This is a genomic window from Thalassospira lucentensis, assembly GCF_011806425.1.
Classification (GTDB): Bacteria; Pseudomonadota; Alphaproteobacteria; order Rhodospirillales; family Thalassospiraceae; genus Thalassospira; species Thalassospira lucentensis_B.
Genome location: NZ_JAATOV010000002.1, coordinates 218,163 through 231,552, shown reverse-complemented (window position 1 = coordinate 231,552; position 13,390 = coordinate 218,163). Strand labels below are relative to the sequence as shown.

Here is a 13,390-nt window from a genome sequence, read left to right as displayed (position 1 = left end):
GAACCGATCACCCCCAGATGCCGATGTTGCTGATAAAACAATCATAAGTTACAGTCGATATCAATAATTTAAACGCCAATTTTGGCGTAGGTTGACGATCCGGCAAAACGATAAAAAAAGACTGGTCCGGTTTCCACAGGGGTGCACATGGCGGTGGGGGTATCGGCGTTTTTTGGCCTTCAGCTTGACCTGCGCGCACAAGAGACGCTTTGTGACGATATATGTAATTGGCTGGATCGGCAGACTGTTTCGCCGGTATCGCCCGCACAACACTGTTTTCGGCATCATTGTCTGAACGCGGTCAAATTGCCGCATGCGCAATCTGATCCCGCACTTTTTAAGGCGTTAAGTACGGCCGATTGTCTGTCGCCCGATGGGATGGGGATTGTGTGGGCCGCGCGGCTTTTGGGCCTGCCGGTAAGCGCGCGTGTGACCGGCATTGATGTGATGGCAGCATTGATGCCCCGGTTTGCAAAAATGGGCACACGTATTTTCCTGCTTGGCGCGGCGGCGGATGTTGTTGCGGGACTTCGTGACAAATTACGTGCGCAATATCCCGGTTTGGTGATTGCCGGCCATCATCATGGGTATGAACCAGATGATGAAAAGCTTGCCACGATTATTCGCAACAGTAGGGCGGATGCGCTTTTTGTGGCCTTGCCATCGCCGCGCAAGGAAATGTTCGTGCACAACATTGCGCCGAAAACCGGATGCCGGTTTGCCATGGGGGTTGGCGGGGCGTTTGATGTGCTGGCCGGGAAAGTGCAGCGCGCGCCGATGATTTGGCAACGATGCGGGTTGGAATTTCTATGGCGGATTTTGTGCCAGCCGCGTGCGATGATACCGCGTTATGCCTCCGGGCTTTGGGGCTTTGCCAAAATCACGGTGCCCGCGATTATCCGATATCAGATGCGGCGATGGCAGCATCTGTTGACTGTGCCGCTTGTCAGTTTCCTGTTGATTGGGCTGATCATCAGCAGGCCCATATCAATGCCCGTATCGGCGCGCACAATCGATCGTCCCGCCCTTGTTGATGAAGATATGAGTGTCGGGTGGTTGCGTGGGCGGTTGGCGGATATGAAGACCGCCGATGATTTAGACATGACGATTTCCGAGATTGTCGCATGGATCATCCCCGAAGAATTGCGCCGCACACCCGATGAAAATGATGCCACAGCATCCGACGATTGGAACGCGCTGGACGGGGCGATTAAGGCCGCGCTGGTGGTGTTTGAAACCGTTTTGAAAATGTCGGGTGGGCAAAGTTTCCTGATCGAGGCCGTGATTGGTGGGGTGCTTGCCCGGTTGTTTGACCTTCATCCTGATCCGGCACGGGTGGAACGCCTTGTGATTTCTACCGCGCCAAACGTGGCAGACACGATATTTGGACGCGAACGTAACCTGTTGTTCGATCATGGTTTGATGTCTGCCACCCCATTCGATCGCGGGGTGCAACCCACACGGGGCGCAGGACCAAATGGCCCCGCGGATAAAGATCAGTTTGGCACCGCATTACCGTTTGCGACCAAGCAGATTGTCGATGATTTCAGGGATGAAAACGCATCCTGGGGGCGGGCGGAATCCGAAGAAACAGCCGCCCCGTTCGAGCCAGAGGACGCCAGCCCGCGATGACACACCAATCGAGTTCTCAGCAGCCACCTTATCGTCATGAGGAGGGCGGGTTTGATCCGTCCTTGGGCGAGCTTGTCACCATTTTGTGGCATCGGCGCGGTGTGGTTCTGATCAGCTTTGTCGGTATTCTTGTGATGGCTGTCCTTGGCATTAGCCAGTGGTCAGAGCGGTATTTGGCGGTGGCCGAGGTCGGGATCAGCCATCCGGTCGGGCACGGGCAAGGGCTTGCTGGCGAAATCGGGGGTGCCCGTGACGGCGGGGTAACGATCAGCGCGCAGGAAATTGAAACCCTGATTGCGCAGATGAAAAGTCAGGATGTTTTATCCGCCGCCGCGGCTGTGTTGCGCGGGGATGGGGTTTGGGCAGACCCAATTTCGCAAGCGGAGGCGATTGACCGGATACGTGCCGGGCTTGAGGCCAAGCGGATTGGCAATGCGGCGGTGATTGAGGTCACCTATCAAAGCCCATCGGCCCAACAAAGTGCGCAGGTGTTGCAAGCGGTTCTGGAAAGCCATGTTTGGTGGCGTGAAGAACGGCAAAAGCAGTCTTTGCGGCAGCAGGTTCAGGAAGTGTCATCACAATATGAAACCGCACAGCGCATACTTGCGGACCGGGAAAACAGCCTGATGGCGTGGCAGCGTGCAGCCGGGGTTTTGGATGCGGAGGAAGGCAAATTGATGCTTGAACGTATCTATGCGCTGGATGCCGAGGCGGAGGATATTGGGCGCGAATTGGCGGTGGCGCGTGTGGCCCTTAAAAATGTGCGCGAGGGGCAAACACTTGCCGATTTACTGGCCCTTCCCGACGTGGCAAGCAATCCGATTGTCAGCCAATTGGCCGAACGGTTTGATGCGTTACGATCCGAATATGCCACCCTTGATCAACGTTACGGTCCCAAACACCCGGTGATGAAAAGCAAAGCGCGGGCGCTTGATGATTTGCGTGCAAAGGTTATGGAGGCGGCAAAGGCGGCATCGCGATCAGCCCACCACGCGCTGGATTTGGCGGTGGCCGGGGCGGCGGAGAAACTTAAACTGGTCACCGCACAGCGCGATCAGTGGCAAGCGCGCTTGATGGAACGCCATGACCGTATGCAAGGGCAGGCGGCGTTGCTGCGCGCGGTGGAAGCTGCCCGGTCAGAGGTGCTTGAACTTGGTACCAAGACCCAAAATCTGCAGCGTGAATTTGCAGCCTTTCGTGGGGATATGGATATTTTACGCCCCGCTGCGGTTCCGAGTACGGCGGAGTTTCCCAATCGGCGTGATCTTTATCTGATGGCGGTGCTTGCGGCTCTGTTTGCGGCGGTGGTCGCGGCGATGTTGCGCCATTATTTTGATCAAACCATCGATGATGATTTTGACGTCGAAGCACGTTTTGGTTCGCGTCTTTTTGCCCGCATCCCGATGATCGGGCCGCATGATTTAAGTGCTAAAACCGACACTGCCGGCAATGAAGCGGTTGGGCATTTGGCGGTGTTGATGCGCATTTTACGGCAAGGGGTGCCGGGCGAAAAGGACGCGCCAAGTCGAGCGCAAGCCCAAGTCATCGCGATGACGTCGGCGATGAGTGGGGAGGGTAAAAGCCACCTAACCCGACATGTTGCGCGTGTACTTGCGGAGTTTGGCGCGCGCATTTTGGTGATCAATGCCGATTTGCATGATCCGGGCACGGGGTTGGTGCACGAAGGGGCCGATACGCCGCGTGATGTTAACAGCGCGATCATGGGCGACATGACTGCGGTGTTGGCCGGGGATTGTGCGGTTGGTGATGCGATTTGTCGGGTTGATGCGGGCGGCTATGACTATCTTGGTGCGAACCTTCCTGTGCCCGGCAATATTGCGACCGGGCTTCTTGAAGCCGGGTTGGGGGACCTGATTTCTGGGCTTCGGGGGCACTATGATCACATCATTGTCGATACGCCGCCGATCTTGTCGGTTGCCGATGCGATTGTCGCGATGGGGGCGGCGGATGTGCGGTTATTTGTGCTGCGTTGTGGGCACAGCAAGAAACGCGATATCGCGCAGGCGATGGACCAAATGCTGGCCGTTGGGATTGTGCCCGATGGCGTGATCCTAAACGGTGCACGGCCCAGACGGGCCTATGGCGTGGCGCCGTCCGCTACCCCGTTGACGGAGGACATGGGATGAACTTTCCGTCATTAAGGGGCTGGATGGTTTTGGCCGTTGGGGTGATGATCTTGGCAGTGGGCGGCGTGCGGCTGGCGCATGAAATCGATGCGGCGTTGGCGGTGGATCGTATCGAAAACGGGTTTCGCAATGGGGATGGATTTGCGGCGCAGGCCCGGCAGGAAGCATTGCGGGACGCTGTTACTTCGGGCGACACCGAACACGTGCGCGAACAGGCAATCGCGTATTTGAAATCGGCCCCGTTTGATCCGGTTGTGATGTCGGTGCTGGCCCATAGTCGGATGGCAGAGGGCGATGATGCGGGGGACCTTGATCTTAGGGCTTTGTCGGCACGCTTTGATCAGGCGGTGCAGATTGCACCCAAAAATCAGCTGGTGCGTGCCCTTCGCGATGACGCGCAGCATCGGCTGCTTTTGCGCAGCCAACCCACAAAAGCCCCAGCGGCAAAATAAGGGCAGGCAATGTGATGACCCATCCGACCGAGGCACTAACAACAAAGATGCATATGCCCGCAAGAAACAGCGCGCGGTGGTTTGGCGATTGCGTGCTGCGCCAGGTTTTAACACCGGCATATAGCGCGGTGATCAGCACGAGTAGCATCATTGGAATGCCAAGCGTTAGGGCGAGGTCGAGCCAGAGATTATGGCTGCTAAACCAGTTGGCATCGGTATTTAGGCCGGGGGTGGCAAAATGATCCATGACGCGTGCAATGCTGCCCGGGCCAAATCCGGTGATGGGGCGTGCCATGATGGCATCAATCGCACTGGCCCACGCATCATCGCGCTGGATCAAATCACGGCGGGCAAGATCGGCAAAGCGGGCGGCGACTTCAGGGCTGGTCAGGGCGATCAACACCCTGCCAAACGCCGCTATTCCAGCAAGGCCGAGTCCGATCAGGGCACGGTGCGACCATCGGCTGGTGGGTATGTGCAAACAGCCAAAGACGATGAGGCAAAGACCCGCGATGACAAGGCCGCTGCGCGAATGGCTTTGCAGCAGGGCAAAGCCAAACACCATCGCAAGCGCCAGCCAGCCGCCCTGTTGATCCAGCCGTTTGCCAATCGACATGCTGGTTTGTCGCATGAAGCAAGACAGGCTGGCGATGATGCCCAGCACCATCAAAACAGCAAAGGCATTACGGTTGGCAAAGCTGCCGGTCCAGTCGCTCAGATGGGCCGTTTTGGCAAACCAGAACGTCGTTTTCCACCCCATCATATCGGCGAGGGCCGCAAGCCCAACTTGAATCACGGCCGCACAGATGATGGTGATACAGACTTGCTGAACAAAGCGATGGGGCTGCGTTTGGGCGAGCAGCGCGCCAAGCGTAAGCGATGCGGCACACCAGATGAGATCTGTAACGCTACCTTGCCACGCATGGGGATAAAGCGCGATGTGATCGGCCTTAAACGGGGTGGGTTGGCTTGGCCAGATGGGCAGCGATTGCAAGATCATCCATCCCGATACCAACCCCACCAAAAGCCAGAGGTTTCGAATGTAGCTTGGGATGAGGGGTGGTTTGGCTGTCGTGCGGCTGAGGCTGATCGCGATCAAGCCGATGCCGGTCAGGATCGACAAAATGCCCATGGCCCAAACCCGTGCGCCGCCCAACAAAATCGCCGCCAGAATGATCTGGACCAACAGGCAAATATGGGCCAACCGATAGAGCAATCAAACCCCCGCGTCGCATTCCTTTGGTTGAAAAACAAGGCATTAAAGGTAGCGCAAAATTTCTTTGTTGTCGCATGTTCTGATCCGCGTGCTGTGCGGTGGGGCAGCCCATGAGCACAGGAACCCGTCCGATCACCCAGCATATGTGCGTAAGCACAGCGGCGCATTTCCCCATCTGGCTGTTGCTGGTCGGCAATGGAGTGATGATGACGTCGCTGTGGTTGATTGCCGCCGGGGGGATGTCGGCCAAGATTTTGCTGCTGGCGTTTTGGGCGATGATGCTGGCCGGGCAGGGACGGCGCATCGTGATCCCGCCCGGCATTTTGGTCGGGCTTCTGATGCTGGTTGGGCTTTTACTCGTTGTGGCATCGGGCAGCGGGGCGATGATCGAAAAGCTGCGTTTGATCGGCAATATTTTGATGTTGCCGGTGGGTTTGGCGGCGGGGGCTGTGATCGGGCGGGCATGTTTGGGCGTTATGATGCCTGCCCTTTTGATTTATTTGCCGCTGTCGAGTGCGTTTTACATCACCCATGAAGGCTTGCGGCTTAATCAACCATTTCTGTTTTTGGGGCTTTTTGCCCTGTGTTCGGTGACGATGGCAGGTACTGGCACGGCTGTTGGCAAAGGCATTGGCGCGGTTTCTGGCATCGCAGTTTTGCTAAGCCAGACCCGGATTGCGGTACTGGCGATGCTGGTGAATGCGTTTGGTTTGCTGCGCCTGTCACGCGCCAAGACGTGGCTTCTGGGCTTTGTGGTCCTGATGACCGTGGGCGTGATCGCCTCTGAGGTCTTGCCGAGGCTATCGATGACGCACAGTAGCGGGCGGCTTTTGTTTTGGCAGGCCTTTGCCGATATGTGGATCAATGCCTCCAGCACGCAGCAATGGCTGGGATTTGGGGCGGGCGCGGTCGAGGATATTTTATCGGGTTTTGCATCATTTTCCGCTTTCGGCGCACTGCATAATGATCATTTCCGCATCCTGTTTGAAACCGGCATTGTCGGTGCTTTCTTTTGGATATTGGGCTGGATCGTGATGATTTGGCGGATGCGTTCATCGCGATTGGCGGTGTGCATTTTACTGTCGGTGGTGCTGACCATGGTGACGGATAATACGCTTACTTACGGGCATTATTTGATGTGTTGCGGCCTTGCCGCCGGGATTGCGTTGAGATCGGATAAAGCAAATGGATAAGGCGCGCCTGATTGAAGCACGTGACCGGGTGTTGCGCCAGATTATCGCGGCGGATTATGCCGGGGCCGATCCGTTTGACGGGCTGGAAAGCCAAGTGTTTAAGGCATCTGGCCTTGGTCGGTTTCGTATCGCACGGTTGTTATGGGTGCAGGCGATCAAGCGTGGACCGGGCGCGTTGCGCAAAGCCGCCGTGATCCCGGATATGGTGAACCCGAAAACGCTGGCCCTGATGAGCGGGGCGGGGGGCGGCGTTGTTTTGTGTGATGTCACCGCACGTTTGGTTGGCTTGCAAAATCATGATGGCGGGTGGGGATATCCGTTTGCGTGGCAGGCGCGTGCGTTTTACGCCAAACGTCATCAAAGCAACGCGATTGTCACAAGCTTTGTGATGGATGGCCTTTTGGCGGCGGGGATGGCGCCAGATCATCCGGTGCTGCAAAATGCGGCCGATTTCATCGAAAGCGCGCTTTGGCGGGATGGATATTTCGCCTATTTCGCCGATACGGATGCCGAAATTCATAATGCCAGCCTTTGGGCGGCGTTTGTGCTGCTTTCGGTACGACCGGGGAATGACAAGGCGACGCACGCCGTTTTGCGCGTGGTAGCTGCGCAAAACGCCGATGGCAGTTGGGCCTATGGCATCCGGCATCATCATCAATTTGTTGACGGGTTTCATACGGGGTATGTGCTCGATCTTTTGGATCGGCTGCGCCTTGGCGGCATGATGGGGCTTGATGAGGCGATTGACCGGGGCTTTGCATTTTATCGCAGCGCATGCTTTGACACCAATGGCCTGCCGCGCAATTTTGCCGGACGCGATGGGCCGATGGATGCCCATAATGTCGCGCAGGCGATGGCAACCCTATGCCGGTTTGGCAATTACGCGGGGGCAAGTCGCATTGTCGATTTGGCCGTGAAACATTTGTATGATGAAAGGCGCGGGCTTTTTTATGCCGGGATTGGGCGGTTTGGCCGGTTTGGTCCAGACCGGCGGGTTTATCTGCGCTGGACGCAAAGCTGGATGGTCTGGGCACTGTCGATTGTGATAGAAAACGGGGCTATGACAGAGTTATGTGATCCACAAACGCCGCTTTCATTTGCCCACCCCGACCCGGATCGGGCGGCGAAGGAAAAGGCATTGCAGAATATGCCCGAAGATGATTTTCGTGCCTTGTTCGCGGTGACGCGCAAGGCGGCATCGGCCAAACGCAAAGCGGGTGATATGGACGGGCTTTATGGGCTGACGCGCGGGCTTAAGACCCTGCAACGGATTTCCGGGGATCGTGGGTTTGTGTTGCATGCTGGTCCGTCGGAATTGCCGAAAAAAGCACCGTCGTGACCTTATGAATTGCCCTTGGCCCGGATTTACGAAATAACCGCGACACGCCCCCGAAACTGAAAGCCACCAATGTCCAACGCCTTTCCCACATTGCCCATTGATAGCGTCCTGCCGGAGCTGTGTTCTGCGCTGGAGAACGGGACCAATGCGGTGTTACAGGCCCCACCGGGCGCGGGCAAGACGACCAAGGTGCCATTGGCACTTCTTGATGCCGGGTGGCGCGGGGATCAGAAGATCATCATGCTTGAACCACGGCGGCTGGCAGCGCGTGCAGCCGCCCGGCGCATGGCCCATATTTTGGGCGATACCGTTGGCGGGCGTGTTGGTTATCGCGTGCGGTTTGACAGCAAGGTGAGTGATCAAACCAAGGTCGAGGTCGTGACCGAAGGCATTTTGGTCCGCATGATTCAGGATGACCCGGAATTGTCCGGGGTTGGTGCGGTGATCTTTGATGAATTTCATGAACGATCACTTGATGCCGATCTTGGCTTGGCACTGGCGTTGGAAACGCAGGGTGCACTTCGTGATGATCTGCGCATTGTTGTCATGTCGGCCACCCTTGATGGCGATCCGATTGCCAAGCTGATGCATGATTGCCCGGTGATCACCAGTGAAGGCCGGGCATACCCGGTTGATACGACCTATATCGCGCCGCGGGTGGATAATTGGGGCAATATCCGCATTGACGCGGAAATGACATCGGCGATCAAGGCGGCATTGACCCGCGAAACCGGATCAATTTTGGCATTCCTGCCCGGACAGGGTGAAATCACGCGGGTTGCCAATGCGCTTCAGGGCAATGTTGGCAAGGACGTGATCATTGCACCGCTTTATGGTGCGATGGATACCAAGGCGCAGGATATCGCCATAGAACCGGCCCCTGATGGCCTGCGCAAGGTGGTGTTGGCGACGTCGATTGCCGAAACGTCGTTGACCATTGATGGCATTCGGGTGGTGATCGATAGCGGGTTGCAACGCCTGCCGCAATTTGATCCGGCATCGGGGATGACGCGGTTGGTAACGGTGAAATCATCGCAAGCCAGCGCAGAACAACGCCGGGGCCGCGCCGGGCGTTTGGAACCGGGCAGTTGTTATCGCCTGTGGGCAGAGGCCGAACATCGTGCCCGCCCGGCCTTTACCCAGGCCGAAATATCGGTAGCGGATTTGGCCCCCCTGACCTTGGAATTGGCGCGCTGGGGCGTTTCGGACCCGACCAGCCTGCCGTGGCTTGATGTGCCGGATGCGGCCAAAATGGATCAGGCGCGTGATGTTTTGCGCGGGCTTGAGGCCCTTGATGACGCCAACCGCATTACGCCAATGGGAACCGCCATGGCCGGGTTGCCCGTCCATCCGCGCTTGGCGCATATGATGTTGCGCGGCGATATGTTGGGCTTGGTCGATCAAGCTTGCGCCTTGGCGGCGTTGCTGTCGGACCGCGATTTCATGCGCGCGCGTGGGGCGGATTTGCGCCTGCGGGTGGAGGCGATTTTAAACCGCCAAGCCCCCAAAATGATCACCGAAGCCGCCAAACAGCTTGGACGTCGGTTAAGGGATGCGGCGAAAAAGGCCGGTCTTAAATTGAAATCCGCTGGCAAGGTGGATCGCGTTGATGAAGTTGGCTTGCTTCTGACTTTTGCCTATCCCGACCGGATTGGCGAACGGCGCAAAGGACAAGACGCGCGTTATCGCCTTTCGGGCGGGCGCGGTGGGGTGTTGCCCAATGGCGATGGGTTGGCCTCAGAACCCTATATCGCGGTGGCGGAGCTTGATGGGCAGGCCCGCGAAGCCAAGATTTATCTTGCCGCACCGTTGTCGCGCGCGACCCTTGAAACCCATTTCGCCGAGCAGATTACCGAGGGCACCGAAGTTTTCTGGGATGCGCAATCAAGTGCGGTGCGGGCGCGCTGGCAACGGCGGATCGGGGCGCTTGTGTTGGAGGAAAAAGCCACCCATGACGCAGCCGACCCGGATGCGATCACGACCGCGATGATCGAAGGCGTGCGCCGTTTGGGCCTGCATTGTCTGGCGTGGGATAAGGCGTCCGAGGGATTGCGTGAACGGCTGGCGTTTTTGCACCGGATTGATGGGGATACGTGGCCGGATGTCAGCGATGATGGATTGCTGGCGTCGCTTGAAACGTGGTTAGGCCCGTATCTGAGCGGGATTACCAAACGTGCGCAGCTTAAACAGATCAATATCAGCGAAGCATTGCTGTCGGGGATTGATTGGCAACAGCGCCAAGAACTTGATCGCCTTGCACCGACCCATTGGCAAGTGCCGACCGGATCAAACATCCGCATTGATTATAGCGGCGATACACCGGCCCTTCCGGTGCGGATACAGGAAATGTTCGGTGCGACCGAAACACCGATGGTGGGCGGTGGCAAGGTGGCGGTGACGCTGCATTTACTGTCGCCCGCCCAACGCCCCATTCAAGTGACAAGCGACCTGATCGGGTTCTGGAAAGGATCCTACGCCCAGGTCAAAGCCGACATGAAGGGGCGCTACCCTAAACATTATTGGCCCGATGACCCGCAACAAGCCGAACCAACCCGGCGGGTGAAAAGCAAGATGTGACGGGGCGTAGGTCAGCTGCGGATTTAAGGTTTTTACGCGCTTCGGTGCTGATGTAAATCGCTCTGCCTAAGAAATGCGAGCCGGTTACGGCTTTTCCCATTCCATGATGTGGAAATACGGAGCCCGGCGGTATCGCTCGTACATGGTGCCATGTTCTGGACCGGGTAGCGGTTCGTCAAAATGGCGGAGCACGAGATTGTGCGATAACAGAATTTGCATATAGCGGCTAAACGGCCGATGCCAGTTCTTGATGCGAATGCCCCGCCATTGAACCCATTCGGCGCGTTCTTCCATATAGCGATCAAGGCAGAAATGCTCCGAGCCATTTTCACCTTTCACCCAGGTTGTTGGCGTTGCCGCGGTGTTGAAACTGTTCAGGTTGGCAATAAGTAACGTCCCGCCAGGGCGCAAAACACGCACCATTTCAGAAACCGCCGTGTCAATATCGGTGATATCGATCATGCTGAGATAACTGGTGACGAGATCGAATGCTCCGTCAGGGAGATCAAGGTTTTCGGCATACTGAACATGGTATGTGCCGTTTGGGTGACAGGACCGGGCATGTTCGATGAGGCGTTCTGTGGGATCAATGCCAGTGGTGGTGATGCCCAAATCGGAAAGCATGCGACAAAACCGTCCTTCACCGCAGCCGACATCAAGAGCAGTGGCAAATTTTTGTTTTTTAATGCGTTCGAGCATGGGGCGGTCGAGGACATGTTGACGGCTAAAATCGCCATCGGTGGCGTTATCAGCAATCCACGCGTCAGCAGATTCATTCCATCCCGTAGACATTTTGGGGCTCCGTTAATGGTGAAGATAATTTAGAGGGCGGCGTTAGAACGGATTGCAAAGGTACGCTATGCGTGAAGTTTGTGTGTTTTGATGGCGCGGGAAATCACGATAGACGCGTTGCGCGAGCTATACCGCGTAGCTGACCTTTAGGACTTCCAGCTCATCCTCGCCCGATGGGGTGCGGACGGTGACGACGTCGCCGACACCTGATTTCATCAGCGCACGGGCGACGGGGGAGATCCAGCTGATTTGGCCATTGAGGCTGTCGGCTTCGTCTTCGCCAACGATGCGGATGGTTTTTTCTTCGTCGCGCGCATTGATGTAGGTGACCGTGGCACCAAAGAAGATATGGGCGTGATCGGGTTGTTCTTCGGGGCGGACAACTACGGCGTCTTCGATCCGTTTGCGCAGATACCTTACCCGGCGGTCAATTTCGCGCAGGCGCTTTTTGCCATAGATGTAATCGCCATTTTCCGACCGATCGCCATTGCCCGCCGCCCAATGAACCACGGCGACGACTTCGGGCCGTTCCTTTTTCCAAAGGTGGTCGAGTTCGCTTCGTAAGGCATCGAGGCCTTCGGGGGTGATGTAAATCGGTTTGTCCATGGCCGGGTTTTACCCCAAAGCATGGTCGACGAAAAGGGGGGAAACAAAAGCCGCCCCCGGATGAGGACGGCCTTTGTGAACTGGTTAATTCGAACGTGTTGGCAATTACGCCTTCGCCACCCGTAATGCGCGGTCATCGATGGGCATATGGACCAAGGCGGCAAAGACGCCAAGGGCGACCGAGGTCCACCAGACCGCATCGAAATTGCCCGTCAGGTCATAGACAAGGCCCCCCATCCATGCGCCAAAGAACGCGCCGATTTGGTGGCTGAGCATGACAATGCCAAACAAGGTCGCCATATAGCGCGGGCCAAACACCTGTGCAATCAGGCCACTGGTCAGCGGCACGGTGGAAAGCCAAAGCGCGCCCATGGAGGCGGAAAACAGCAAGATGGTTTCCGATGTTTTCGGGGCAAAGATAAAGATCATGATGACAAGCGCGCGGGTGCCATAAATGAAAGACAGTCCATTTTTCTTGCGCCATTTGCCGCCAGCCCAGCCCGCCGTCAACGTGCCGACAATGTTAAAAAGCCCAATCACCGCCAAGCCGTCAGCGGCGACAGAGCGCGGCAGTCCACAAAGTTCGGTAAAGGTTGGCAAGTGGGTGGCAATCACCGCGATGTGAAACCCACAGACAAAGAACCCGGCATTGAGCAAGACAAAGCCGCGATGTTTGCGCGCCTCGTGAAAGGCGGCGATCAGGCCTTGTGGCCCCATGTCTGGGGTGGCATTTGGGCTGCCGGCTTCGGCCTTGCCGGTCATGGCAAAGGCAGCCGGGACAATCAGCATCGAAATCGCCGCCAAAATGCCAAGGGTGGTGACATAGCCCATGGAACTGTTGAGCGCCTGCGATGTCGGGGCCATGATGAATTGACCAATCGATCCGCCGGCCGAGGCCAAGCCAAGCGCAAAGCTGCGCCGTTCGGGGCTAAAGGCGCGGCTGATGGCGGCCAGCACCACCGGGAAACTTGTGACACCAACCCCGGTGCCGATCAAAACGCCCGCCGTCATATGCAATTCGCCCGGCGTTCCCGCCACCCCCATCAAATAAAGGCCCGCGGCATAAATACCGGCCCCCGCAATCAATGTGCGTGTGGTGCCAAACCGATCGGCAATCGCGCCAGCAATCGGTGCGGAAATGCCCCACATCAGGTTTTGAATGGCAAAGGCAAGGCCAAAGGTTGTCGCCGTCCAGCCGGTATCGGTCAGCATGTCTGGAATGAACAGGCCCAGCGATTGGCGCACGCCGAGGTTGAGCGACAGGACCAAGCAGCCGCAGAGCAACACCAGCCATGGGAACCATTTTGTGGCGCGCAAGATGGTCATGCGCGTCGGGCTGGGCGGGGCCATTTCAATTGGTTTGCCTGGCCCGGGGCCAGCATTGTTCGTGGGGCGCATCGATATTCCTCCGAGGGGCGCGTTTTTTTATTTGAGGT

General features: G+C 57.2%; 9 protein-coding genes. 5 read left to right on the top strand and 4 right to left on the bottom strand.

What is annotated here, in order from left to right:
* The first annotated feature begins 147 nt into the window (after nucleotides 1-147).
* On the top strand, nucleotides 148-1,632 hold the full coding sequence (locus tag HCZ99_RS06670) for a WecB/TagA/CpsF family glycosyltransferase (RefSeq protein ID WP_167446178.1): 1,485 nt from the start codon (nucleotides 148-150) through the stop codon (nucleotides 1,630-1,632).
* Nucleotides 1,629-3,779 carry a GumC family protein gene (locus tag HCZ99_RS06665; protein WP_167446177.1) on the top strand — a complete coding sequence of 717 codons (2,151 nt, stop codon included), beginning with the start codon at nucleotides 1,629-1,631 and terminating at the stop codon, nucleotides 3,777-3,779. The genes HCZ99_RS06670 and HCZ99_RS06665 overlap by 4 nt, the downstream gene beginning before the upstream one ends.
* A gap of 315 nt (nucleotides 3,780-4,094) precedes the next feature.
* Here the strand turns inward: HCZ99_RS06665 and HCZ99_RS06660 are convergent, their stop codons facing one another.
* Complete coding sequence (locus tag HCZ99_RS06660) at nucleotides 4,095-5,447, bottom strand: O-antigen ligase family protein (RefSeq protein WP_167446176.1); 1,353 nt, start codon at nucleotides 5,445-5,447, stop codon at nucleotides 4,095-4,097.
* 110 nt (nucleotides 5,448-5,557) lie between these two features.
* Here HCZ99_RS06660 and HCZ99_RS06655 point away from each other — a divergent pair, with 110 nt between their 5' ends.
* The 3 genes from HCZ99_RS06655 (at nucleotide 5,558) to hrpB (ending at nucleotide 10,556) form a co-directional block, all read left to right on the top strand.
* On the top strand, nucleotides 5,558-6,640 hold the full coding sequence (locus HCZ99_RS06655; RefSeq protein WP_254869497.1) for an O-antigen ligase domain-containing protein: 1,083 nt from the start codon (nucleotides 5,558-5,560) through the stop codon (nucleotides 6,638-6,640).
* Nucleotides 6,633-7,979 (top strand): hypothetical protein, encoded by a 1,347-nt coding sequence (locus tag HCZ99_RS06650; RefSeq protein WP_167446175.1) that lies wholly within the window; start codon nucleotides 6,633-6,635, stop codon nucleotides 7,977-7,979. The genes HCZ99_RS06655 and HCZ99_RS06650 overlap by 8 nt, the downstream gene beginning before the upstream one ends.
* A 69-nt stretch (nucleotides 7,980-8,048) precedes the next feature.
* A complete protein-coding gene (hrpB, locus tag HCZ99_RS06645; RefSeq protein ID WP_167446174.1) occupies nucleotides 8,049-10,556 on the top strand; it encodes an ATP-dependent helicase HrpB in 2,508 nt (835 codons plus the stop codon).
* Nucleotides 10,557-10,640: 84 nt separating this feature from the next.
* Here the strand turns inward: hrpB and HCZ99_RS06640 are convergent, their stop codons facing one another.
* The 3 genes from HCZ99_RS06640 to HCZ99_RS06630 form a co-directional block, all read right to left on the bottom strand.
* Nucleotides 10,641-11,348, bottom strand: a complete 708-nt coding sequence (locus HCZ99_RS06640) for a class I SAM-dependent methyltransferase (RefSeq protein ID WP_167446173.1) — start codon at nucleotides 11,346-11,348, stop codon at nucleotides 10,641-10,643.
* A gap of 126 nt (nucleotides 11,349-11,474) precedes the next feature.
* Complete coding sequence (gene greB, locus HCZ99_RS06635) at nucleotides 11,475-11,954, bottom strand: transcription elongation factor GreB (RefSeq protein ID WP_167446172.1); 480 nt, start codon at nucleotides 11,952-11,954, stop codon at nucleotides 11,475-11,477.
* A gap of 105 nt (nucleotides 11,955-12,059) precedes the next feature.
* On the bottom strand, nucleotides 12,060-13,352 hold the full coding sequence (locus HCZ99_RS06630; RefSeq protein WP_254869496.1) for an MFS transporter: 1,293 nt from the start codon (nucleotides 13,350-13,352) through the stop codon (nucleotides 12,060-12,062).
* Nucleotides 13,353-13,390: the final 38 nt, after the last annotated feature.

What these genes read in the sequence shown, in the direction of transcription:
- HCZ99_RS06670 (WP_167446178.1), top strand. Translation starts at nt 148, where the DNA reads ATGGCGGTGGGGGTATCGGCGTTTTTTGGCCTTCAGCTTGACCTGCGC.
- HCZ99_RS06665 (WP_167446177.1), top strand. Translation starts at nt 1,629, where the DNA reads ATGACACACCAATCGAGTTCTCAGCAGCCACCTTATCGTCATGAGGAG.
- HCZ99_RS06655 (WP_254869497.1), top strand. Translation starts at nt 5,558, where the DNA reads ATGAGCACAGGAACCCGTCCGATCACCCAGCATATGTGCGTAAGCACA.
- HCZ99_RS06650 (WP_167446175.1), top strand. Translation starts at nt 6,633, where the DNA reads ATGGATAAGGCGCGCCTGATTGAAGCACGTGACCGGGTGTTGCGCCAG.
- hrpB (WP_167446174.1), top strand. Translation starts at nt 8,049, where the DNA reads ATGTCCAACGCCTTTCCCACATTGCCCATTGATAGCGTCCTGCCGGAG.
- HCZ99_RS06640 (WP_167446173.1), bottom strand. Translation starts at nt 11,348, where the DNA reads ATGTCTACGGGATGGAATGAATCTGCTGACGCGTGGATTGCTGATAAC.
- greB (WP_167446172.1), bottom strand. Translation starts at nt 11,954, where the DNA reads ATGGACAAACCGATTTACATCACCCCCGAAGGCCTCGATGCCTTACGA.
- HCZ99_RS06630 (WP_254869496.1), bottom strand. Translation starts at nt 13,352, where the DNA reads ATGCGCCCCACGAACAATGCTGGCCCCGGGCCAGGCAAACCAATTGAA.